23 protein-coding genes are annotated in these 24,609 nt (G+C 33.3%); 21 read left to right on the top strand and 2 right to left on the bottom strand.

The genetic code is table 11. The features are described 5' to 3' along the window. The first annotated feature begins 134 nt into the window (after positions 1 to 134). The 6 genes from ACMGE9_RS00390 to ACMGE9_RS00365 all read left to right on the top strand — a co-directional run bounded on the left by ACMGE9_RS00390 (position 135) and on the right by ACMGE9_RS00365 (position 6,569). A complete protein-coding gene (locus ACMGE9_RS00390; protein WP_414043284.1) occupies positions 135 to 1,850 on the top strand; it encodes an ABC transporter ATP-binding protein in 1,716 nt (571 codons plus the stop codon). After that, positions 1,816 to 3,693 carry an ABC transporter ATP-binding protein gene (locus ACMGE9_RS00385; protein ID WP_414043283.1) on the top strand — a complete coding sequence of 626 codons (1,878 nt, stop codon included), beginning with the start codon at positions 1,816 to 1,818 and terminating at the stop codon, positions 3,691 to 3,693. The genes ACMGE9_RS00390 and ACMGE9_RS00385 overlap by 35 nt, the downstream gene beginning before the upstream one ends. A 187-nt stretch (positions 3,694 to 3,880) precedes the next feature. Then, complete coding sequence (locus tag ACMGE9_RS00380; protein ID WP_414043282.1) at positions 3,881 to 4,252, top strand: GntR family transcriptional regulator; 372 nt, start codon at positions 3,881 to 3,883, stop codon at positions 4,250 to 4,252. 2 nt (positions 4,253 to 4,254) lie between these two features. Next, positions 4,255 to 5,157: an ABC transporter ATP-binding protein gene (locus tag ACMGE9_RS00375; protein ID WP_414043281.1), complete on the top strand. Its 903-nt coding sequence runs from the start codon at positions 4,255 to 4,257 to the stop codon at positions 5,155 to 5,157. A gap of 100 nt (positions 5,158 to 5,257) precedes the next feature. Continuing rightward, on the top strand, positions 5,258 to 5,908 hold the full coding sequence (locus ACMGE9_RS00370) for a hypothetical protein (RefSeq protein WP_414043280.1): 651 nt from the start codon (positions 5,258 to 5,260) through the stop codon (positions 5,906 to 5,908). Position 5,909: 1 nt separating this feature from the next. Beyond that, positions 5,910 to 6,569 carry a hypothetical protein gene (locus ACMGE9_RS00365; RefSeq protein ID WP_414043279.1) on the top strand — a complete coding sequence of 220 codons (660 nt, stop codon included), beginning with the start codon at positions 5,910 to 5,912 and terminating at the stop codon, positions 6,567 to 6,569. Positions 6,570 to 6,615: 46 nt separating this feature from the next. On the opposite strand, the gene ACMGE9_RS00360 is transcribed toward ACMGE9_RS00365, so the two are convergent. Further along, a complete protein-coding gene (locus ACMGE9_RS00360) occupies positions 6,616 to 6,822 on the bottom strand; it encodes a zinc ribbon domain-containing protein (RefSeq protein ID WP_414043278.1) in 207 nt (68 codons plus the stop codon). A 150-nt stretch (positions 6,823 to 6,972) separates the two neighbouring features. Between ACMGE9_RS00360 and miaB the strand changes: the two genes are divergently transcribed. The 12 genes from miaB to hfq all read left to right on the top strand — a co-directional run bounded on the left by miaB (position 6,973) and on the right by hfq (position 20,984). Next, entirely contained in the window at positions 6,973 to 8,505 is a 1,533-nt protein-coding gene (gene miaB / locus ACMGE9_RS00355; RefSeq protein WP_414043277.1) for a tRNA (N6-isopentenyl adenosine(37)-C2)-methylthiotransferase MiaB, read from the top strand. Further along, positions 8,505 to 8,930 carry a RicAFT regulatory complex protein RicA family protein gene (locus ACMGE9_RS00350; protein WP_414043276.1) on the top strand — a complete coding sequence of 142 codons (426 nt, stop codon included), beginning with the start codon at positions 8,505 to 8,507 and terminating at the stop codon, positions 8,928 to 8,930. Before miaB ends, ACMGE9_RS00350 begins: the two co-directional genes overlap by 1 nt. A 67-nt stretch (positions 8,931 to 8,997) precedes the next feature. Then, positions 8,998 to 9,489 carry an energy coupling factor transporter S component ThiW gene (thiW, locus tag ACMGE9_RS00345; RefSeq protein WP_414044512.1) on the top strand — a complete coding sequence of 164 codons (492 nt, stop codon included), beginning with the start codon at positions 8,998 to 9,000 and terminating at the stop codon, positions 9,487 to 9,489. A gap of 2 nt (positions 9,490 to 9,491) precedes the next feature. Further along, the gene (gene mutS, locus ACMGE9_RS00340) at positions 9,492 to 12,092 is read left to right on the top strand and encodes a DNA mismatch repair protein MutS (protein WP_414043275.1); all 2,601 of its coding nucleotides are present in this window, start codon (positions 9,492 to 9,494) and stop codon (positions 12,090 to 12,092) included. Between the two features lie 8 nt (positions 12,093 to 12,100). Continuing rightward, a complete protein-coding gene (gene mutL, locus ACMGE9_RS00335; RefSeq protein ID WP_414043274.1) occupies positions 12,101 to 14,068 on the top strand; it encodes a DNA mismatch repair endonuclease MutL in 1,968 nt (655 codons plus the stop codon). A 26-nt stretch (positions 14,069 to 14,094) separates the two neighbouring features. Then, on the top strand, positions 14,095 to 14,616 hold the full coding sequence (locus ACMGE9_RS00330; protein ID WP_414044511.1) for a glycerol-3-phosphate responsive antiterminator: 522 nt from the start codon (positions 14,095 to 14,097) through the stop codon (positions 14,614 to 14,616). A gap of 135 nt (positions 14,617 to 14,751) precedes the next feature. Next, on the top strand, positions 14,752 to 15,570 hold the full coding sequence (locus ACMGE9_RS00325; protein WP_414043273.1) for an MIP/aquaporin family protein: 819 nt from the start codon (positions 14,752 to 14,754) through the stop codon (positions 15,568 to 15,570). Between the two features lie 66 nt (positions 15,571 to 15,636). Then, positions 15,637 to 17,139, top strand: a complete 1,503-nt coding sequence (glpK, locus tag ACMGE9_RS00320; RefSeq protein ID WP_414043272.1) for a glycerol kinase GlpK — start codon at positions 15,637 to 15,639, stop codon at positions 17,137 to 17,139. A gap of 62 nt (positions 17,140 to 17,201) precedes the next feature. Further along, positions 17,202 to 18,875 (top strand): glycerol-3-phosphate dehydrogenase/oxidase, encoded by a 1,674-nt coding sequence (locus ACMGE9_RS00315; protein ID WP_414043271.1) that lies wholly within the window; start codon positions 17,202 to 17,204, stop codon positions 18,873 to 18,875. A gap of 100 nt (positions 18,876 to 18,975) precedes the next feature. Further along, the gene (locus tag ACMGE9_RS00310) at positions 18,976 to 19,872 is read left to right on the top strand and encodes an alpha/beta fold hydrolase (RefSeq protein WP_414043270.1); all 897 of its coding nucleotides are present in this window, start codon (positions 18,976 to 18,978) and stop codon (positions 19,870 to 19,872) included. After that, positions 19,865 to 20,803, top strand: a complete 939-nt coding sequence (gene miaA / locus ACMGE9_RS00305; RefSeq protein WP_414043269.1) for a tRNA (adenosine(37)-N6)-dimethylallyltransferase MiaA — start codon at positions 19,865 to 19,867, stop codon at positions 20,801 to 20,803. The genes ACMGE9_RS00310 and miaA overlap by 8 nt, the downstream gene beginning before the upstream one ends. Next, positions 20,787 to 20,984, top strand: a complete 198-nt coding sequence (hfq, locus tag ACMGE9_RS00300; protein ID WP_414043268.1) for an RNA chaperone Hfq — start codon at positions 20,787 to 20,789, stop codon at positions 20,982 to 20,984. The genes miaA and hfq overlap by 17 nt, the downstream gene beginning before the upstream one ends. A gap of 60 nt (positions 20,985 to 21,044) precedes the next feature. On the opposite strand, the gene ACMGE9_RS00295 is transcribed toward hfq, so the two are convergent. After that, entirely contained in the window at positions 21,045 to 21,518 is a 474-nt protein-coding gene (locus tag ACMGE9_RS00295; protein WP_414043267.1) for a glutathione peroxidase, read from the bottom strand. Between the two features lie 67 nt (positions 21,519 to 21,585). Between ACMGE9_RS00295 and hflX the strand changes: the two genes are divergently transcribed. The 3 genes from hflX (at position 21,586) to ACMGE9_RS00280 (ending at position 24,593) form a co-directional block, all read left to right on the top strand. Continuing rightward, positions 21,586 to 22,896 (top strand): GTPase HflX, encoded by a 1,311-nt coding sequence (hflX, locus tag ACMGE9_RS00290; protein ID WP_414043266.1) that lies wholly within the window; start codon positions 21,586 to 21,588, stop codon positions 22,894 to 22,896. After that, positions 22,883 to 24,142 (top strand): aminotransferase class I/II-fold pyridoxal phosphate-dependent enzyme, encoded by a 1,260-nt coding sequence (locus ACMGE9_RS00285; protein ID WP_414043265.1) that lies wholly within the window; start codon positions 22,883 to 22,885, stop codon positions 24,140 to 24,142. The genes hflX and ACMGE9_RS00285 overlap by 14 nt, the downstream gene beginning before the upstream one ends. 88 nt (positions 24,143 to 24,230) lie before the next feature. Beyond that, positions 24,231 to 24,593, top strand: a complete 363-nt coding sequence (locus ACMGE9_RS00280) for a MerR family transcriptional regulator (protein WP_414043264.1) — start codon at positions 24,231 to 24,233, stop codon at positions 24,591 to 24,593. Positions 24,594 to 24,609: the final 16 nt, after the last annotated feature.

The raw sequence follows: 24,609 nt of genomic DNA, 5'->3' as shown, positions 1-24,609 counted from the left end.
ATTCATAATCTCCAATTCTAATGTTTTCCTTTTCATTATACGCTAGTAACAAGAAGTTTCAAAAGGGTAAGTATATTTATTTTTAATTAAAATAATTAATGGCATAATAATATTAATAGAAAGAGGGTGGGCATGTGATTTTAAAATTTACAAAACCTTATACGGGGTATATCGTATTTGCATTATTACTAATGTTATTAGAATTAGCAGTAGAACTGAGTTTACCAGTCATTCTCTCAAATATAATAAATGAGGGCATTATTAATAATGATTTAAATCGAACTTTGTATTATTTAGGTATATTGATTGTGATGAGTATTGTTGCTTTTATTTGCGGTATAATAAATTCATTTGTCGCAAGTCATGTGTGTCATAGTTTTTCATTTGATTTACGTGAAGCATTATTTAACCATATTCAAAAGTTTTCACTTGCAACTTTAGAAAAATTTAGTACATCAAGTATTATTACACGTCTTACTAGTGACGTGATTGCTTGCGAAATGGTACTATTTATGAGTTTACGCATTATGCTGCGTGCACCATTACTTGTAATTGGCAGTATTATCATGAGTTTTATGGTTGCACCGGATTTAGCAATATACTTGCTTATGGGAAGTCCTATTATTTTTATTTTTTTATACATATCAGCAAGAAGTGGCATGAAGTTATTTAAACGTGTACAAAAAGAACTCGACGGGGTGAACAGAACAATACAACAAAACTTATCTTCTGTTCGAATGGTTCGTGCCAATTTAAGTGGGGATTATGAAACAGATAAATTCGAAACAACATCAACTTTACTTAAAAACGATACGATTAAAGCATTAAAATTAATGGAACGTATATTACCATTTTTATTAATTATTATGAACATTGCCTTACTCGTCGTTATTTACGTAGGTGCTAAAGAGGTAACAAGTAAAGTAATCAATGTGGGTGCACTTGTTGCGGTCATTAATTATGCTTTAAGAATGCAAGGTGGTTTCTCAATGTTTGCTTTTATTATTATCGCTTTCTCTAGAGCAAAGGCGAGTAGTGATCGTATGAGTGAGGTATTACAGACTCCGATTGATGAACATTTATCTGAAACTGATACAAAGCCGCATTCAGGTGGTGCAAGTATTGAATTTATTAATGTAGATTTCAAATATCCTTTATCACATCGCAACGTTTTAGAAAACATTAACTTCAAAATTAATTCGGGTGAAAAATTTGTGATAATGGGTGCTACAGGTTCAGGCAAGTCAGCGATGCTGAGCTTAATTCCAAGGATGTATGAACCAACAAAAGGACAAATATTAATTGACGGTAAAGATGTCAAAGAATATCAAGAAAGTTATTTAAGAGAGATGATTGGTTATGTGCCACAAAAAAATACATTATTCACGGGAACTGTATTTGATAATATAATTTTCGGTAATCAACTTGCAACAGAAAGTGAAGTCATGAGAGCTACAGAAATCGCTCAAATACATGACAGCATAATGGATTTCGATGAGGATTATCATACACGAGTTGGGCAAGAAGGGGTTAATTTATCGGGTGGCCAAAAACAGCGGATTGCAATTGCACGTGCCATTATCAGAGAGCCTAACATATTGATACTTGATGATTCAACGTCAGCTTTAGATATACATACAGAATCAAAATTGTTTAATACGTTACAAAAACTGCCGATGACACGTATTATTGTCACTCAAAAAATAGAAACAGCTAAGACAGCAGATCATATCTTATTACTAGATCAAGGTAAAGTTGTCGGTCTTGGTAATCATGCAAAACTACTAGAGACATCTGAACTTTATCGACAAATCAATGCCTCACAAGAAAGAGGTGAGAACGGTGTCTAAATCGATTCTTGGACATGAATTTATACTAAAGAAAGAAGATCTAAAGAAAAATAAACAGAAAACTGATCAGCGCGGTAATCCGTTACCAAAAACAAAGAATTGGAAGTATTCGATGCTACGAATTTGGGAACTGATGGATGATGCACACTTGAAGTTATTCATTGTAATCGTTTGTGTCATCATATCTTCCTTATTAGGATTGTTAGGTCCTTATATGATCGGTAAAATTATAGATGAAAAAATTATTCCTAAAAAGTTTAATGGTTTAACTGAAGATTTATGGCTATTATTATTTATTTTTATTATGTTGTCATTAACATCATATATTGCCGCTATTATTATGGTAACCATTGCGCAAGAGACGGTTTACAAATTGAGAATGAATCTATTCTCGCATATGCAGAAATTACCGATTCCATTCTTTGATAAACGTCAGCACGGGGAACTCATGAGTCGTATGACAAATGATATTGATACAATATCACAAGTGCTAAATTCATCATTTATTCAGTTTACATCGTCTATTATAACCATCGTGGGAACTATCATTGTAATGCTAATGTTATCGCCATTACTTACGTTACTTACGATGATTATTATTCCACTGATGTTTATCGCAATGCAGTGGATTACAAGAAGAACTGGACCGCTCTATAAACGTCGACAAAAAGCAATTGGTGAAATGAACGGATATATTGAGGAAATCGTATCTGGACAAGTCGTCGTTAAAGTATTTTCTCAAGAACAAGAAGTAATACAAGGATTTAGTGAGAAGAATAAAAACGTTCGTGATCATAGCTTTTGGTCCGTGACGTATTCAGGTTTTATACCAAAAGTAATGAACTTATTTAACAATATATCTTTTGCAGTTGTAGCTGGAATCGGTGGTATCCTTGCATTGAAAGGCTATGGTATCACTGTTGGAACGATTGTAATTTTTGCTGAGTATGCACGTCAATTTACAAGACCACTTAATGATTTAGCTAACCAGTTCAATACCGTATTAAGTGCATTGAGTGGGGCTGAACGTGTGTTTGAAATTATTGATACCGAAAAAGAGATAGATGTGGATAATCATAATCGTCAACTTGAAATTAAAGGTGATATAGCACTTCAAAATGTGGTCTTTAAATATAACGATACACAATCAAAACCGACGATAAACAATGTATCATTTCAAGTGAATAAAGGCGAGTCACTTGCATTGGTTGGAGCGACTGGTGCTGGTAAAACGACGATTATCCAGTTGCTAGCAAGATTTTATGAAATTCAAGGTGGTAATATCACAATAGATGGTATTGATATTAAAGATATACCGAAATCAACACTTCGAAATCAAATGGCTTATGTATTACAAGATCCGTTTATATTTGATGGAACCATAAGAGAAAATATCAAATATAAGAATCAAGAAATTAGTGATGAAGTGATGATACAAGCTGCAAAAGATGCGAATGCATATGATTTTATTATGCGTCTTGAAAAGGGATTTGATACTGAAATATCGTTTGAATCAACACATCTATCACAAGGAGAAAAGCAATTGATAAATATCTCTCGAGCTTTAGTTCTAGATCCGAAGATTCTCTTATTAGATGAAGCGACAAGTAATATCGATACAGTGACTGAAATGAAATTACAAGAAGCCATTGAAAAATTGATGCATGGTAGAACAAGTATTATAATTGCACACCGATTAAACACGGTGAAGAAAGCTGATAAGATTGTTGTGTTAAGTCAAGGTGAGGTAATTGAAGCGGGAAAACAAAGTGAATTGATTGCTGCGCGTGGTGTATATTTCGACATGCTAAATTCAGATGAAGAAAATGAGTTATTAGATTAGTGCGTACGCACAGTTTAAGGTCAAACCGTGCAGAATAATATAAGAAAGTACACTGCTCAAGTTTAAGCCGTGGATCTATAGTCCTCGTAAACATTTGTTTACGAGGACTTTATAAATTCTACTTTACAAAATCGTATATACTGTGTATATTGTATATATACAGTATAACAAAGAAGAAGGTGATGAATTGAATATTTATTTTGATCCAAAAAGTGATTTACCGATTTATGAGCAATTAAAGTCAGAAATTATTCGATTAATTATGGCGAAGGAATTAAAAGAAGGTGAGTCACTAATGTCTATGCGAGCACTAGCTAAAATGTTAGGTATTAGTGTAATAACAACGAAACGCGCTTACAAAGATTTAGAAGATTTAGGTTATCTTTATACGATTCCTGGTAAAGGCACATTTGTTTCGCAAGGCAATATTGCAATGATTGAGGAACAATCGAATAAAGAATTAGAGTCACTCATACTTTCGTCGATACAACTTGCAAAGCAACTTAATTTAGAAAAACAAGATTTCGTTGAACTTACTCAAGATTTATGGGAGGAATAAAAATGCAGCCAAATGTAATAGAAGTAAACAATTTAAAGTTTAAGCAGACTAAATTTGTACTCGATATTCCAAATTTACAAATCCCTAAAGGTTATATTACAGGACTCATTGGTGAGAATGGTGCTGGTAAAACGACTTTGATTTATCAATTACTCAATCTAACAACACCTGATGATGGAGAAATAAGAGTCTTTGATCAAACGTATTTAGAAGATAGAGCAGGGATACTTTCTGAGATAGGGATTGTATTTAGTGAGAACCACTTCCCGGATTGGATGAATGCGAAGAAACTTGAGACCATTATGAAGATGTACTTTGAAAAATGGGATAGTAAAGCATATTATAACTATTTAGAACGCTTTGAAGTACCGACAAAGACAAAGATTAAACATCTCTCTCAAGGGATGAAAGTGAAGCTAAGTTTAGCGACAGCGCTTAGTCATCATGCGAAGTTATTAGTATTAGACGAACCAACGTCTAATTTAGATCCGACGTTCAGGGTTGAACTGTTAAAGATATTCCAAGATTTAATGTTAGATGAAGAAATGACGATTCTGTTTTCAACACATATCACATCTGATTTAGAATCCATTGCTGATTATATTTGCTACATTGAAAAAGGAAAAATGATTATGATGGATGAAAAAGATTTGATATTAGATGAATATAAAATTGTTCGAGGACCAGCGTATATTATAGATGATGAAATTAAATCATTATTGATTGGTACGGAGTATTTTGAAGAGAGTTTTACTGCGTTAACGAAAGATGCACAAGCGATGGATGAATTGTTCGGAAATGAAGTATCAATTCGTAAGGTGAATATCGATGAGCTCATGTATTTTAAGAAAAGGGAGCGCATGCACCATGATCAATCAGCTGAAGTTGTTTATACTGCATACTAGTTAAAATTATAATACAAAAGACGATTAATAGGTCACACTCGAAAGATTTATTATGGAGGATATGAATATATTTTCATATTTTTAGAAAGGATATGACACAGTGTATAACCAAATTAAACTTATTTATTTAATAATTAAATCGCAAGTCGATTATATTATCTTATTTTCAACAATTACTTTAGCATTAATTTTAATACATCAATTTGTACCGAGTGATGGCTTTGCTCAAACATTTTTAATTATTGCTTTCGTTTACTTAATAACAATTTATTATGGTTATTTAATTACAACAGATCAACGCAAAATAGGTGAGTTTATTTTTACATTACCATCTTCAACAAATGTAATCATTACGACTGATTTAATCATCATTTTGTTATCTAATCTATGCGCTTATATTTTATGGTCTGCATTTTTAGTAGGTACAGATAGAATATTTATGATGTTGCCTCTAATGTATATGATTAGCATTTCTATATTCACTTCTATTTTAATTATGATTCAGAAATATAAGAATACAAGATTTAATCAAAAAATTAGTCTGATTATTTTCATGGGTACGTTTATCTTCTTTCTATTTGGATATATGCCAATTCAAAATTTATACGATAGAGGAATGATAGATACAACCTTATTCTATTTTACTTGGTTACCTGTAATTGTGCTTGTTTCTGTTTTAATCTTTTCAATTTGTTCAAAAGTTTATATTGAAAAACATGCACACTCAAAACATCTTTTATGGAGTGATTAATATGAAGAAAATTTTAGCATTAGATTACCGCATTATGAGAAATTATCCATTGATCATATTAGGATTATTCTTATTTACGATTGTGATGAAGATTATCATTGGTCAAGATTTACCAACAAAGTTTGATCAAAATAAGTTTACATTCAACTTCTCAGACACGTTTTTCATGTTCACAATGGTTAGTATATTTTTCCTGCTTTCGCATAAGTACGAACAACTTAGAAAATATAAAACAACTAAATGGTATGACAGTTTGCCTTTTACTAAACGTGAGTTAAGGTTAGCTAATTTTACACTCGTTATAGTGCCACATTTAATACTAATAATATTCGCAGTAATATTTTATTCAATCAATGATGATTTCTATAAAATAAATGGTTTGTTCTTGATGTTTGGAATTAGCTTAATCATGAATGGATTAATGCTAATTATCGGTATTAAAAATACATTTTGGTACGTCATACTTGCAAGCTTTGGCGGAGCATTATTATTATTCGCATTTGGTTTTCACCATTTATTGGTGATGAATGATTTCAATATGAATCTAAATTTAGGCGATAATCCTTATTGGTATTTCTATTTATATCAATTGCCATATATCGTTACAGCCATTGGTTTCATCATTTGTATCTCTTCACAATTAATCTATAGGAATGATTAAATATTTCTTTTTCATTTATAAATAAAAAAGCGCTTCGGCGCTTTTTTTAACTGAAAAATAAGTCAATGATATTACTTGTACTGTTTCCTTTATCCTTATAAAATTCAGTGAATCCACAGTTGTTACAAGAAATTGCAACAAAGTTATTGTGCTCGATATCGAATATTTTAGATAAACCTGAACCTGCCATCGATACATTCTTAACAGTTGTCTCTTTCGTGCCACATTTTACACAGCCTTCTGAACGTTCCATATATTTCACTCCTTTTGTCTATTGTTTTCATTATATTCTATAAATTTCCATAAACAAAATATTTTACTGTAAAGTAAAAATACTTTGAAAAAGCATGTTTAAAAAGTTATACTATAGGAATGATTAAGTTGAAAATGGGGTTAGTATGAAATGAATGAAGAAAGTAGATTAGATGCTTCTCAAGTGCGTGGAAAAAATGCACCCGAGAAAGATTACAGTAAATATTTCGAAAAAGTATATCAACCACCTAGTTTAAAAGATGCAAAAAAACGTGGTAAAGAAACGGTTGAGCATCATGCATTTACTATTGATGAAAAATATAAAGGTTTAGGTCGTGGACGTAAGTTCTTTATTCGTACATACGGTTGTCAAATGAACGAACATGATACTGAAGTAATGGCAGGTATCTTTGAAGCATTAGAATATGAAGCAACTAATGATGTTAACGAAGCGGATGTTATCTTACTGAATACATGTGCGATTCGTGAAAATGCTGAAAATAAAGTGTTCGGAGAAATCGGTAACTTAAAACATATCAAACTTGCAAAACCTGAAGTATTAATTGGGGTTTGTGGTTGCATGTCACAAGAAGAATCTGTAGTGAATAAGATTATGAAGTCTTACCAAAATGTAGATATGATATTTGGTACGCATAACATTCACCGTTTACCTGCAATTTTAGATGAAGCTTATATGTCAAAAGCGATGGTTGTTGAAGTATGGTCTAAAGAAGGTGACGTTATTGAAAACCTTCCAAAAGTACGTATGGGTGAAACGAAAGCATGGGTTAATATTATGTATGGCTGCGATAAATTCTGTACATACTGTATTGTGCCATTTACGCGTGGTAAAGAACGCAGTCGTTTACCTGAAGAGATAATTGCTGAAGTACGTGATTTAGCACGTCGAGGATACAAAGAGATTTGTCTATTAGGTCAAAACGTTAATGCTTATGGTAAAGATATAGATGGCTTAAACTATGGTTTAGGTGATTTAATGGCTGATATCCAAAAGATTGATATACCACGTGTACGCTTCATGACAAGTCATCCTTGGGACTTTGATGACCGTTTAATCGAAGTGCTTGCGCAAGGTGGCAATATTGTACCGCATATTCATTTACCAGTTCAAAGTGGTAATAACGACGTATTAAAAATCATGGGACGTAAATATACGCGTGAAAGCTATTTAGAGCTTGTGGATAAGATTAAAGCAGCAATTCCTAATGTTGCTTTAACAACAGATATTATTGTCGGATATCCTAACGAGACAGAAGAACAATTCTTAGATACAATTGATTTATATGAACGCGTTGGTTTTGAACATGCGTATACTTATTTATATTCACCTCGTGAAGGTACTCCAGCAGCGAAGATGATAGATAATGTATCTACTGAGGATAAAAAAGACCGTTTACGTCGTTTAAATAAAGTCGTAGAACATCATACTGAAAGTGCATTAAAGAAATATCAAGATCAAGAAGTGATTGTACTTTGTGAAGGTCCATCTAAGAAAAATGAAGCAATACTAGCAGGATATACAGATAAAAGTAAGTTAGTTAACTTCCCTGGACCTGAAGACGCAATTGGAAAATTAGTTAAAGTGCGAATTACTGAAACAATGCGTTACTCATTAAACGGAGAATTGATTGAAATATTAGAACCAGTTGGGGTGGAAATTTAATGTATACAAACGATGAAATTATTGCAAAAGCTAAAGAACTAGGTAAAATGATGTCGGAAACTGAAGCGGTTGAATTCTTCAAGCGTGCAGAAGCACAAATTCATGAAAATCAGAATGTAAGAGAAAAAATGGCTTCTTTAAAATCTCTTCAAAAACAAGCTGTGAACTTCCAAAATTATGGTAAAGAAAAAGCTTTAGGGATGGTAGAAGAGAAAATTGCAAATGTTGAAGCGGAATTAGATGAAATGCCGATTGTAGATCAATTTAAAGAAGCACAAGGAGAGGTTAATACGTTACTTCAAATTGTGTCACATGCGATTAGTCAAACCGTAACAGATGAAATTATTGCATCAACAGGTGGCGACCAGTTATCTGGTGAAACAGGTGCTGCAGTAGCCAACAGTACGCCTGGTAATTGTAATTAATTATATACAACACAAATAATGTCGGTTCATTTGAATCGGCATTATTTTGTTAGGAGGCACTATGAAAATTGATACGAGAAAATTAACGCTGACAAGTATTTTGATCGCGATGAATGTCGTATTAAGTAATCTTATTTATATACCAGTGGGTCCGATAAAAGCATTTCCGATGCAACATTTTATTAATGTACTGTGTGCAGTATTTGTTGGACCTCGGTATGGTTTAGCACAAGCATTAATCAGTTCTGTGTTTAGAAATATTTTTGGAACTGGATCATTTTTTGCATTTCCAGGCAGTATGATTGGTGTATTATTTGCAGCAATCCTCTATCAAAGATTTAAAAAAATAGGATTTGCAAGTTTAGGGGAATGGATAGGCACTGGATTAATTGGTAGTTTATGTACGATACCATTACTATATTTAATGGATATTGGGATGAAAGGCTTTTTACCAATATTTTATGCATTCATAGTCAGTAGTTTATTCGGTAGTATTATTGCCTATATCCTATTAAGATTATTAAATAAAAGAAATTTATTAAACAAAAGGAATGGATGACAATGTCTAAACCAACACCCATGATGACGCAATATTTACAAATGAAAGAGCAGTATAAAGATTCAATATTATTCTTTCGTTTAGGTGATTTCTATGAAATGTTCTATGATGATGCAATTCTTGCAGCGAAAGAACTTGAAATTACTCTAACGCGTCGAGATAAAAAGAATGCGATACCGATGTGTGGAGTACCTCATCATTCAGCCAAAGGTTATATTGAACGTCTTATTGAAAAAGGTTATAAAGTTGCAATTGCTGAACAAATGGAGGATCCTAAACAGACAAAAGGAATGGTGAAGCGAGAAGTTGTTCAAATCATCACGCCTGGTACTGTTATGGATGATATGATTAGTGAGAATGAAAGCAATTATTTAGCATGCCTACATTTAAGCGGTGAAGAATATACGATTGCATATAGTGATGTCTCTACTGGCGAGCTTAAAGTGACACAATGTGATGAGACAACGATGTTAAACGAAATGAGTAGCATCAGTCCGAAAGAAATTATTGCAAATCAAGCATTGCCATCAAACATTGATCAACACATGCGTTTAATGACCAATGTTGTGACGATTTATGAATCAGATGCTTCTTTTGAAATTGTTGATGGTCTAAAAGAAACATTACAGCCGGCTGTCAATTTATTGTTGAGTTATATTAGTGAAACGCAAATGCGCGCATTAGATCATATCGATCAACCGATTGAATATGCTGCACTTGGACATATGCGTTTAGATATGTATGCGAAACGTAATTTAGAACTGACAGAAAGTATACGTTTAAAAACGAAAAAAGGCACGTTACTTTCAATTTTTAATCAATGTAAAACACCAATGGGGAATCGTCGTTTAAAAGATTGGATTGAACGACCACTCGTTCATAAAGAACAAATTGAAGAACGTTTAAACATCGTAAAATTATTCAATGATGAATTTATATTAAGACATAATTTACGTGAAGCTTTAACACATGTTTATGATATTGAGCGTTTAGCGGGTCGTGTTCAATTTGGCAACGTCAATGCAAAAGATTTAATTCAATTAAAGTATTCATTAGAGCAATTACCTCGTATCAATGAATTATTAAATCCTTTTAATAATGTTGTAAAAGGTTTAGAAGGTATTCAAAGCTTAGCACCGCTCTATCAAATGCTTGAAGAGAGTATTATGGATGAACCACCGACTACAATTAAAGAAGGTGGTATCTTTAAAGATGGATTCAACGCTATGCTTGATGAATACCGTGATGCTCAGAAAAATGGTAAAGCGTGGTTATCAGAATTACAGGCGAAAGAAAGAGAACGTACTGGTGTTAAATCATTAAAAATCAGCTTCAATAAAGTATTTGGTTATTATATTGAAATTTCAAAAACGAATTTAGTCAATATTGATATTGCAGAGTACGGTTATGACCGTAAACAAACATTAAGCAATGCAGAACGATTCATTACGGAGGAACTTAAAGAAAAAGAAGCATTAATTTTAGGTGCAGAAGAAAAGGCAATTGACTTAGAGTATGATGCCTTTATTCAACTACGCGAACAAGTAAAGTCTTATATCCCGAATTTAAAGCGCCAAGCGAAACGTATTGCTGAATTGGATTGTTTACAAAACTTTAGTGAAGTTGCGACGAATAATGATTACACAGCGCCAATCATTTCAAATCGTAGAGTATTAGAAATAAAAGACGCTCGTCATCCTGTCGTAGAACAAGTGATGGAGCGTGATCAATATGTGCCAAACGATTGTGCATTAGATGATAATGGTTTTATATATTTAATAACTGGACCTAATATGAGTGGTAAGTCGACGTATATGCGTCAAGTTGCATTAATCAGCATAATGGCCCAAATGGGTTCATTTGTTCCAGCAAGTTATGCTGAACTACCGATTTTCGACCAAATCTTTACGAGAATCGGTGCTGCAGATGATTTGGTGAGCGGTCAAAGTACATTTATGGTTGAAATGCTTGAAGCACGCAATGCATTAGTCAATGCCACTGAAAACAGCTTGATTATATTTGATGAGATAGGTAGAGGAACTTCAACTTATGATGGTTTATCCCTTGCTCAATCAATGATTGAATATGTGCATAACCATATTGGTGCGAAAACATTATTCTCAACGCATTACCATGAACTCGTTGGTTTAGATCAATCTTTAGATGGTTTAAATAATATACATGTAGCTGCAAAAGAATATAATGGTGAATTAATATTCTTACACAAAATTATGCCAGGTGCTGTTGAGAATAGTTATGGGATACATGTCGCAAAACTTGCAGATTTACCGGATGAAATTATTAGTCGTGCTGGTCATTTACTTGAATCATTTGAAAACTACAGCATTAAAGATTTGAACTTTGTTGGTAGAAATGAAACGGGCACACCAAAAATTGTAGATGAAAGTAAACATAATCAAGGATTAAACAGCGATGTTAGGATGACACAAGGCAATCAAGCTATCATGCAACCCGCATTTGATTTGTTTTGTGAATCAGAAAACAATGAAATCATTACAGAACTTAAAAATTTAACAATAGAATCAATGACACCAATTGAAGCATTATTAAAATTACAACAATTAAAGTCTCAATTAAAGTAGGTGAATAAATGGGAATCATAAAAACGCTTGATGCTACACTTAGCAATAAAATTGCTGCTGGTGAAGTGATTGAACGTCCACAATCAGTTGTCAAAGAACTTGTTGAAAACGCGATTGATGCTGGAGCAACAAAGATTACTGTGGCAGTTGAAGAAGCAGGTTTAAAGAAAATAAAAATAACAGACAATGGTTCTGGTATACATGAAGAAGATTTAGAATTAATGTTTTTAAGACATGCAACAAGTAAGATAGCTGAAGATCATGACTTATTTCATATTCGTACGCTTGGGTTTAGGGGGGAAGCATTAGCTTCTATAGCATCTGTTAGCCGAGTGACGGTCAATACATGTTTTGATGGAGAAGTGGGTCATCAAATCAAAGTTGAAAACAGTAAAATTGTTAGTCGTAATTTACATGCTGCGCGAATTGGCACTGAAATGATTGTTGAAGATTTATTTTATAATACGCCTGCACGATTAAAATATGTTAAAAGTTTACAAACAGAACTCGGTAAAATAACAGATATAATAAACCGTTTTATTATGAGTTTTCCAAGTATACAATTCACATTACTAAGTGACGATAAAACATTAATTCAATCTGTAGGTAATGGAAAGCTGAATGAAGCCATGGCTGTCATTTATGGTATGAAAATTGCTAAAGATATCATTGCAATCAACGGAGAAACAGGCGATTATAAGGTCAGTGGTTTTATTGCTAAGCCAGAACATACGAGAAGTAACCGTCATTATATGTCTATATTCATTAATGGTCGATATATTAAGAACTTTATGATTGCAAAAGCGATTATTAATGGATACCATACTTTGTTGCCAATCGGACGTTATCCAATCGTGAGTATTCATATCACAATGGATCCAAGTCTAGTGGATGTGAACGTTCATCCTACTAAACAAGAAGTTAGATTATCTAAAGAGTCACAATTGATGGAATTAATTGAACAATTAATTAAAGATAAACTACTTGGTCAAACCTTAATACCTAAAGTAAATACGAATAAAAAAGTGCTTGAACAGTTTGAACAACAAAAATTTGAATACGATCATCGTATTGCACATGAAGTTGTTAAAGAAAATCAAAATTTAGATTTTACCTTTGAGCCGAAAAATCGTGAACATTTGGATCTAGAACCATCTTCAGATCAATTTCAACGAGATGATTTTTCTGTTGCGCGTAAATCGACTGAATCAGAAAGCAATGAAATGAAAGATATTAATATATTCAATCATCCAAATCCTAATTCAGTTGTGTGGGATACACGTGTTGATGACAATAGTGAAGGCACGCATATAAATCAACATCGTGATTTAGAGCTGGAAGACACAAATGTAAAAGAACAAACTGAGACTAAACATGAGAACTTAGAGCATATACGAAAGTTACCTTATTTAGAAGTGGTAGGCCAGGTGCATGGCACATATATCGTCTGTCAAAATGATACGGGGATGTTTATGATTGATCAGCATGCAGCACAAGAACGCATTAAATATGAATTTTATAAAAATAAAATTGGTGAAGTGAGTCATGAGTTACAATCATTATTATTTCCAATCAATTTACAACTTACACAAGATGAAGCAATGAAATTCAATGTATTACAAGACAAACTTTCTGACATTGGTGTTACATTAGAACATTTTGGTGGACGTGATTATGTCGTTAATGAAGTACCTGTTTGGTTTCCAGAAGACGCAAAAACAATGATTCAGGATTTAATCGAATATTTGTTTGAACATCAACATGTTGATCTAAACAAATTCAGAGAAGAAACTGCAATTATGATGAGCTGTAAGAAGTCGATCAAAGCCAATCATTATTTAAAATATGATGATATGGTGAGATTGATTAATGAACTTGCCCAAACAAATGAACCTTACACTTGTCCACATGGTAGACCAATTACCATTCAATTTACTACATATGAATTAGAAAAACTATTTAAGAGAGTGATGTAACTGTGATTCTACCAGCAATTAGAACAATGAAAGATTTAGAAACTTTTCTCGAAACACAATATGAATACTGTGTCATCTTAGATCTTCATATAAGTCAAATTGAAAGTATATTAGATATGTTAATTGCGTATGACAAACGTGCCTTTTTTCATGTCGATTTAATTAAAGGATTAGCAATCGATGAATCAGCGGTTGAATTTTTGATTCAAAAATATAAAGTATTCGGTATCGTAACTACAAGACCAAAGCTCATAAAGAGAGCGAAAATGCTTGGTGCTCAAACGATATTACGCACTTTTATTATTGATTCATGCGCATTGTTAAAAACTTACCGCTTTATTGAAGCTTGTGAACCGGATTATGTTGAGGTACTCCCAGGCATTGCAACAAAAGTGGTAAAAGAATTAAGTGATAATACGCAACGAAAAATTATTGCAGGAGGCTTAATAGATACTGTTGAGGAAGCTGAGAAAGCATTTAATAATGGTGCAACACATGTGACAACAAGTAATAAAGTTTTATGGAAATACTATAATCCTGAAAAATAAATTGACAACGGTTACATTCTATATTAATATAATTTTTAAGTTAATAATTTGGGACGAGTAAAAGAGACCTTTTTATCATGTGATAAAGGGGTCTTTTTGTCTTTCTTTAACTTAATATTAAAAAGAGGTGAAATTATGAATGAGTATTTAGCAGAATTGGTTGGAACAGCCATTCTCATTTTGTTTGGTGCGGGTGTTTGTGCCAATGTGAATTTAAAGGGGAGTTTTGCACGTGGTGCAGATTGGATCGTAATAGCAATAGGTTGGGGCTTAGCCGTAACGATGGGTGTTTATGCAGTCGGTGCTTTTTCCGGTGCACATTTAAATCCAGCGGTTTCTATTGGACTTGCAGTTAATGGAGATTTTCCATGGTCAAAAGTACTCGGGTACAGCATTGCACAAATTGCAGGTGCTATGATAGGTGCTACGTTAGTCTGGTTACACTTTATGCCCCATTTTAAAGCTGAAGAAGATGCGGGGACAAAGCTTGGTGTATTTAGTACAGGTCCAGCCTATCCCAACTTTTTATCTAACTTTATTTCAGAGATTATCGGAACGCTCATCTTAATGATGGGATTATTGTTTATAGGTGGTTCAAAATTTGCTGAAGGTTTAAATCCACTAGTTGTTGGTATTCTAATAATAGCTATCGGCATTAGTTTAGGTGGGGCAACAGGTTACGCTATTAATCCAGCACGTGACTTTGGTCCGAGGTTAGCCCATTTTATTTTGCCAATTCCAGGAAAGGGTACTTCTAACTTTACATATGCGATTGTACCGATTTTAGGACCGATTGCAGGCGGAATGTTTGGTGCAACACTTTACCGATTGCTTTTTAAAGGTCAATTTGGCGGAATAGATATCGTTTCAATTGCTGTATTAATTACTGTCTTAATTATTGGTATAGTATTAAATAAAGTGTTTTTAAAAGAAAAAACGTCTCCAATCATATAAAATAATAAACAATAACATATTGGACGAATAAAATAAATAATTCAAAGCATAAAGGGGATTTTCACTATGGAAAAATATATTTTAAGTATTGATCAAGGGACGACAAGTACACGCGCGATGTTAGTGAATCACGATGGCGACATTAAAGGTGTTGCGCAACGTGAATTCAAACAACATTTTCCGCAAATTGGATGGGTAGAGCACGATGCGAATGAAATATGGTCATCTGTTCTTTCATGTATTTCCAGTGTACTGATAGAAAGTGATGTTAAAGCTGAACAAATTGCTGGTATCGGAATAACAAATCAACGTGAAACAGCTGTTGTTTGGGATAAGGTAACAGAGAAGCCTGTATATCATGCTATCGTTTGGCAATCGCGTCAAACACAATCGATTTGTGATGCATTAAAAGCACAGGATTTAGAGCAAACTTTTAGAGAAAAAACGGGATTATTGCTTGATCCATATTTCTCTGGTACAAAAGTGAAATGGATTTTAGATCATGTAGATGGTGCGCGAGAAAAAGCTGAAAAAGGCGATTTACTATTTGGTACGATTGATACTTGGATTGTCTGGAAGCTCTCAGGAGGAAAAGCCCATGTAACAGATTATTCAAATGCAAGTCGCACATTAATGTATAACATTTACGATTTAAAGTGGGACGTTACGTTACTTGATTATTTAACAATACCAAAATCGATGTTACCTGAAGTGAAACCATCAAGTGAAATTTATGCGCATACAGATTCACCTCATTTCTTTGGCGAAAATATCCCGATTGCTGGTATTGCAGGTGATCAACAAGCAGCATTGTTTGGTCAGGCGTGTTTTTATGAAGGTGAAGCTAAAAACACTTATGGTACAGGTTGTTTTATGCTAATGAATACTGGAGAAAAAGCGGTTAAATCTGAAAGTGGATTATTAACAACTTTAGCGTATGGTATCGATGGTAAAGTGAATTATGCATTGGAAGGTTCTATATTTGTAGCAGGTAGTGCGATTCAATGGTTACGCGATGGTATGCGTATGATAAAAGATGCGCCATTATCCGAAACTTATGCTAAACGCGTTGAATCAACAGATGGTGTTTATGTCGTTCCAGCATTTGTAGGATTAGGCACACCGTATTGGGATTCAGAGGCTCGTGGAGCGGTATTTGGTATTACTCGTGGTACTGAAAAAGAACATTTCATTCGTGCAACGTTAGAAAGTTTAGCGTATCAAACGCGTGATGTAATTGATGCGATGGAGATAGATTCAGGAATTGAATTAAAGAAATTACGAGTAGATGGCGGCGCTGTTAAAAATGATTTCTTAATGCAATTCCAATCTGATATTTTAAATGTCCCTGTAGAGCGTCCTGAAAATAACGAAACGACAGCCTTAGGTGCAGCTTATTTGGCAGGTATTGCAGTTGGTTTCTGGCAATCAAAAGATGAAATTAAAGAAAAATTCCAACTCGATAAACAATTTGATCCAACGATGGATGATGCAACGCGTGAAGAGCTTTATGAAGGTTGGCAAACGGCAGTGAAAGCGACGCAAATGTTTAAGAAAAATAAAAAGTAAAATTCTTTTAATATGAGAATTAAAGGGTATATAAAGATATTAAGAATGATGGAGGAATCATTATGAAGTTATCAAGTTTGAACCGTACAAAAGTATTGAATCGTATGCAACATACCGCATATGATGTTGTCATTATTGGTGGAGGTATTACAGGTGCTGGGATAGCGTTTGATGCTGCACAACGTGGCATGAAGGTCGCACTTGTTGAAATGCAAGACTTTGCTTCAGGTACTTCAAGTCGTTCGACGAAGTTAGTTCACGGTGGATTACGTTACTTAAAACAATTACAGATCGGTGTCGTTTCTGAAACGGGTAAAGAACGTGCCATCGTTTATGAGAATGGTCCACACGTAACAACGCCTGAACGTATGTTATTACCGATGCATAAAGGGGGCACGTTTGGTCCGACAACAACGTCACTCGCATTAAAAGTATATGATTATTTAGCGGAAGTTAAGAAATCAGAACGTCGTGTTATGTTATCAGCAAAAGAAACGTTAGCAAAAGAGCCATTAGTGAAACCTGACGGCTTACGTGGAGGTGGATCATATGTTGAATACCGTACAGATGATGCGCGTATGACGATTGAAGTCATGAAGCAAGCAGCGGAATTTGGTGCTGACGTATTAAATTACGTGAAATCAACAGGATTTACTTATGATAAGAAAAAGAAAGTGGATGGCATTACTGTTACCGATTTAGTAAGTAATACGAAGATTAACATTAAAGCAAAGAAAGTTGTCAATGCAACAGGTCCTTGGGTTGATGAAGTGCGTGATAGCGACTATTCTAAAAACAATAAGCAATTACGATTAACAAAAGGAATTCATTTAGTATTCGATCAAAGCGACTTTCCTTTGCGTCAAGCTGTTTATTTCGATACTGAAAATGATAAACGTATGATATTTGCGATCCCTCGTGATGGTAAAACATATGTCGGTACTACAGATACTTTCTATAATAACGATAAACAAAATCCGAAAGTAACACAAGAAGACAGAGATTATATTATTGCAGCGATTAATTACATGTTCCCAAGTGTAGAAATAAGTGATGATGATATTGAATCAACTTGGGCAGGTATTCGTCCATTAATATTAGAAAAAGGAAAAGATCCTTCAGAAATTTCGCGTAAAGATGAAATTTGGGAAGGTAAATCTGGTCTTTTAACGATTGCAGGTGGTAAATTAACAGGTTACCGTCATATGGCTCAAGATATTGTGGATTTAGTAGCGAAACGTTTAAAAGAAGAATACAAATTAAAGTTCCCGGAAAGTAATACGAAACGTACACCGATATCTGGTGGAGATGTAGGTGGAAGTATGAACTTTGAACAATATATAAGTTCGCACGTTAACCCTAAATTATTCAATATTTTATCTCAAGATGAACAGGAAGCAATCATTTGCAAATACGGTTCAAATCATGATGATTTATTTGCTATCGCACAAATTTGTGGTGGCAAATCATATAAAGATATGCCAGTAAGTTTATATGCTGAACTTGTGTATGGTATTCAAAATGAAATGGTATATCAACCGACTGACTTTATAATTAGAAGAAGTGGTGATTTATATTTTAATATTCAACAAGTTTTTGAATATAAAGAGGCTATCATTAAAGTGTTAGCAGAATTATTACATTATGATTCAAGCGAAGTTGAAATGTACACAAAAGCATTAGAAGATAAAATTTCAGAAGCAGTGTCACCATCTATCCAAGTATCTACTGAATAATCTTGTAAAATTAAATATTTGAATATAATTTTAATAACCTGTCATTTTGGCAGGTTATTTTATTTAATGTATAATATTTATTGAGGTGATAATTATCAATATGACAGAATATAAATATATAACGTTAAAAGATAATACACAGTTAGAAATAATAGTCATTAAACCACAAAATAAGCCAATAGGTACTGTTCAAATACTGCATGGTATGTCAGAACACATAGAGCGTTATAAGGAAGTGGCTCAATTTTTTGGTGGGCTAGGTTATTTAGTAGTATTGCATAATCAACGTGGACATGGAAAGTACATTGATGAAAGTACTCGAGGACACTTTGACAGTATTGAACAACTCGTTAATGATGCGCACGAAGTGTTACAAACTTTTCTAATGCCAGGTCGTACAATATTGCTTGGTCATTCTATGGGAAGTATCGTTGCAAGGCAGTATTTAACAATGTTTCCAAGTATATTTACAGATTGTATTTTATCTGGAACTGGTTATTATGATACTAAATATCATTCTTCAACTACATTATTAAAATCATTGATAAAATTGTATGGTTCAGACGCTATATTACCTAAAATAAATGCGATGAGTACGAAACAATTGAATAAGCATTTTAGACCGCTTCGCACAGAAAGTGATTGGCTAAGTTTGAATAAAGATAATGTTGACGCATTTGTAAATGATCCTAATTGTGGATTTGATGTATCTTTACAAGTTCTGCTATCTATAGCTGAAACGATGGGTAAAACACAAAAAAGTAAAACAATAAAAATGATGAATCCTGGGCTTAAACTTTTATTTGTGTCTGGTATGGATGATCCATTTTCTAATTTTGGAAAAGGTATTCAATCGCTCGCAAGAAAATATAATAAATCGGGCATTGAAAATGTCACTGTACAATTGTATAAAAATGCACGTCATGAAGTATTAAACGAAGTCAACAGGCAAGAAGTGCTAGATAATATCAGAAAGTGGTTAGAACGCAATGAATAAAATACCTTTGATTGTCATCGTTGGACCAACAGCAGTAGGAAAAACAGCATTAAGTATTGAATTAGCTAAACGTGTAAATGGTGAAATTATTAGTGGTGATGCGATACAAGTCTATCGATCAATGGATATTGGTAGTGCGAAGATTACATCCGAAGAAATGGAAGGTATTCCACATCATTTGATAGATATTCTTAATCCAGATGAAACATATTCAGCTGCACAATTTAAAGCACATGCCGAACCGATTATCGAAGATATATTCGCCAGAGGAAAGACACCCATGATTGTGGGTGGTACAGGGTTGTATATACAAAGTATTCTGTATCAATATGAATTTGTAAAAGAAGATCAATTATTAAAAAGTAAATTACAAGAAAAGTACAATCAATTTAGTTCTGAAGATGTATATAAGCTGCTTAAAAAAATTGATCCAATCGCAGCAGATTTAATACATCCTAACAATAAGCAACGCGTAATTAGGGCACTTATTTATTTTGAAATGCATGGAATATCGATAACAAATCAGAAAAAAAGTCAGACAATCAATGAAAAATATGATACAGTTATTATAGGACTTAATATGCCGCGTCCTATATTATATAATAGAATTAACCATCGTGTATTACTTATGATTGACCAAGGGTTGGTACAAGAAGTGAGTAACTTAATAGACAGTGGCTATAGAGATAAACAAAGCATGACTGCAATAGGGTATAAAGAGATAATTCCTTATATAGATGGAGAAGTTTCATTGAATCAAGCGGTAGAAAGTTTGCAGCAAAATTCTAGGAATTTCGCAAAGCGTCAATTGACATGGTTTAATAATCAAATGTCTGTTGAATGGTTTGACAGTAGTGATTTATCCATAATAGATATGGTTGATCAAATTATGACAAATATAGAGGGGAATTATTATGACAAATTCAGGTAATCTTCAGGATGCATTTTTAGAGAAGTACAAGACTAGTGGAACAGAACTAACTGTTTTCTTAACGAACGGCTTTCAAATGAAAGGTACCGTTTTAGATTTTGATAAGTATGTTATTTTAATAAGCGTTGGAGAAAAAGAAAATTTAATTTATAAACATGCAATTAGTACTTTTGTTGAATAAAAGTGTAAACGAATAAAAAAGAACAAATCCAATGGATTTGTTCTTTTTTATAGTTATTTTTTATAATATTTTTTCAATTTCTGATGTTAATTGCTCAGGTGTTTTTGTTGGCGCATAACGACCGATAACATTGCCTTCTTTATCTACTAAAAATTTTGTAAAATTCCATTTTATCTTATCTCCAAGTAATCCCTTTGTTTCTTGCTTTAGATGTTGGAATAAAGGATGTGCGTTATCACCATTAACATCTATTTTTTCGTGCATCGGAAATGTAACACCAAAGTTTAAACGACAATTTTGTTCTGCTTCAGCACCGTCTCCAGGTTCTTGGTTACCGAACTGATTACAAGGGAATCCAAGTACGACGAAATCATTATCCTTGTATTGTTGGTATACTTTTTCTAAGCCATCAAACTGTTTCGTAAAGCCACATTCACTTGCAGTATTGACGATTAGCATCGCTTTGCCTTTATATACTGATAAATCCTGTGATTCATGTTTCGTGTTAGTGACTGTAATATCATAAATTGACATAAAAATTCATCCTTCCTGCTTGTTTATTTTTATATTTTAAAGCAAACTAGATTAAAGAGGTGATAATTTGAACGAAACGTATGTAACTATTGAACGTGCTCTTATTATAGCAGTTCATTTAAAAAAAGAATCAGAATTCGACTTCAATGCGAGTGTTTCAGAAATTAAATCATTATGTGAAACAGCTGGGTTGGAAGTTTTAGATACAGTAATACAAAATAAAGACCGTAAAGATTATTCATTTTATCTTGGAAAAGGAAAAATAGAAGAGATAATTGAATTGAAGGAACGTGGTGATATAGAGTTTGATGTCGTTGTTGTGAATGACGAATTAACGAATTCTCAATCTAAGCGTCTAAATGAAATGTTGGATGCTAAGATTATTGATAGAACACAAGTCATTCTTGATATATTTGCACAACGTGCGAAAAGTCGTGAAGGTAAGTTGCAAGTAGAACTTGCGCAACTAGAATATTTATTGCCACGGTTATCTGGACATGGACAATCATTATCGCGTTTGGGTGGAGGAATTGGTACAAGAGGTCCTGGTGAAACGAAGTTAGAAATGAATCGACGTCATATTCGAAATAAAATCCATGATATTAAAGCACAATTAGAATTAATTAAAGACCATCGTAAACGATATCGTGAAAACAGACAAAAGAAACAGATGTTTCAAGTAGCGCTTGTTGGTTATACGAATGCTGGTAAATCAACTTGGTTTAATCAATTAACTGAAAGCGATACATTTATGGAAGATAAACTATTTGCAACACTTGATCCGAAAAGTAAAATAATGAAAGTAAATGATGGATTTAATATTTTACTTAGTGATACTGTAGGGTTCATTCAGTATTTGCCAACGCATTTAATTGAAGCATTCAGTTCGACTTTAGAAGAAGCGAAATATGCTGATGTTATCATACATGTCGTAGATAGAAGCCATCCTAATTACTTAAACCAAATTGATACGGTAAATATGATTCTTTCAGAACTTGAGATGAAGCATATACCGATACTGACGGTTTTTAATAAAAAGGATTTATTATCTACAGAGATTATTATGACAGGCACAAATCAAATTATAGTATCTGTGTATGATCCAGAAGATGAAGAACGATTGAAAGACGCTTTGATACAAACTATTAAAAATGAGATGACAAAGTATCATATACAAATGTTAGATTATGACGGTCAGACTATTTCAAAGTTAAAACAGACGACACTAGTCGAAAAGATACATTTTAATGAAGATATTAATTTATACGAAATTTCTGGATTTGAAAATCCACATAATGGCATTACAGAACAACTTATTAATCAAAAATTAATTGAAAATATTAATTCAGAAACAGAGGACAATAATGGAAATAACTAAAATCAATGCATTACAAGAATTAATCAATAAAACAGATTTAAAAGTTAAAGAACAATTTATACAAATTGAACAAATAGCATTATTTAATCAGAAGAAAGTGTTAGATGCATTCAGAGCAATTAAAATTTCTGAAGGTGATTTAGTCGGGTCGAACGGTTACGGTTATGACGACATCGGACGTGATAACTTAGAAGCTGTCTATAGTCATGTATTTAAATCTGAAGATACGATTGTTAGACCTCAAATTATTTCAGGGACACATGCGATAACGTTAGCATTACAAGCGAATTTAATGCATGGTGACGAACTGTTATATATTACAGGTAAGCCATATGACACATTACTCGAAGTAATTGGGGTTGAAGGGAATGGTATTGGCTCATTAATAGAACAAGGTGTGATATATCAGCATATTGAATTAAAAGATAATGAGTTTGATATACCAACTATCTTAGAAACAATGACAGAGCATACAAAGATGATTGCAATACAACGATCTAAAGGATATAGCTCAAGGCCATCGCTTTCGATTGCTCAAATTGAAACTGTGATTCATGCAATAAAGAAAGTAAATCCGAATGTAATAATATTTGTTGATAATTGCTACGGTGAATTTGTTGAAGAAAGAGAACCAATTGAAGTTGGTGCAGATTTAATTGCTGGAAGTTTAATTAAAAATCCAGGTGGTGGTATTTGTAAGATTGGTGGATATGTATCAGGTAGAAAAGACTTAATTGAACGCATCGGATACCGCCTAACTGCACCTGGTATTGGTAAGGAAGCTGGCGCAACGTTATATAGCTTGCTTGAAATGTATCAAGGATTCTTCTTAAGTCCTCATGTCGTAAGCCAATCACTAAAAGGAGCAGTATTTACAAGCGCTATACTGTCGGATTTAGGATTAAAGACTACACCTGAATACGATGCTAAACGTACAGACTTAATTCAATCTGTGACTTTCAATGATAAAGAAAAAATGATACTTTTCTGTCAGGCGATTCAAAATGCATCACCTATTAATTCTCAATTTATGCCGATGCCGGCATATATGCCAGGTTATACAGACGATGTTATCATGGCAGCAGGCACGTTTATTCAAGGGGCATCGATTGAATTAACGGCAGACGGACCAATTCGTGCTCCATTTGAAGCCTATATTCAAGGAGGATTAACATACGAGCACGTTAAAATCGCGATAATAAGTGCAATCGAAAACTTAATTGAAAATAAAGTCATAACATTATAATTTCATCCATGTGAGAAAACCTCACATGGATTTGTTTTTATAAAAAAACTATGGTAATTTATATTTAGTTATTGGTTGGAGGTGCAAAATGGCAAAAGATACTGTAAGAAGAAATATGCCAGTGTTTCCGATTGGTGTCGTAATTAAATTGACTGAGCTTAGTGCAAGACAAATACGTTACTATGAAGAACAACACCTCATTACACCCTATCGTTCAGAAGGAAATCAACGTCTCTTCTCAATGAATGACTTAGATACTTTGCTTGACATTAAATTATTGCTTGAAAAAGGTTTTAATATGAAACGTATTAAAGCCATATTAACTGATAAACAAAAAGATAATACATCTGGATTTGAAGTTAAAGAAGCATTATATTATGATGTGAGTGAGCTTGACAGTAAGACAGATATTCCGATTAACCGTGGAGATTTATCAAGATTTTTTAAATAAATATAATGGAGGCTAT

The organism is Macrococcus animalis (genome assembly GCF_047425875.1).
GTDB lineage: Bacteria > Bacillota > Bacilli > Staphylococcales > Staphylococcaceae > Macrococcoides > Macrococcoides animalis.
Note: the sequence above shows the minus strand (reverse complement) of the source record. Positions and strands in the feature narration are given on the sequence as shown.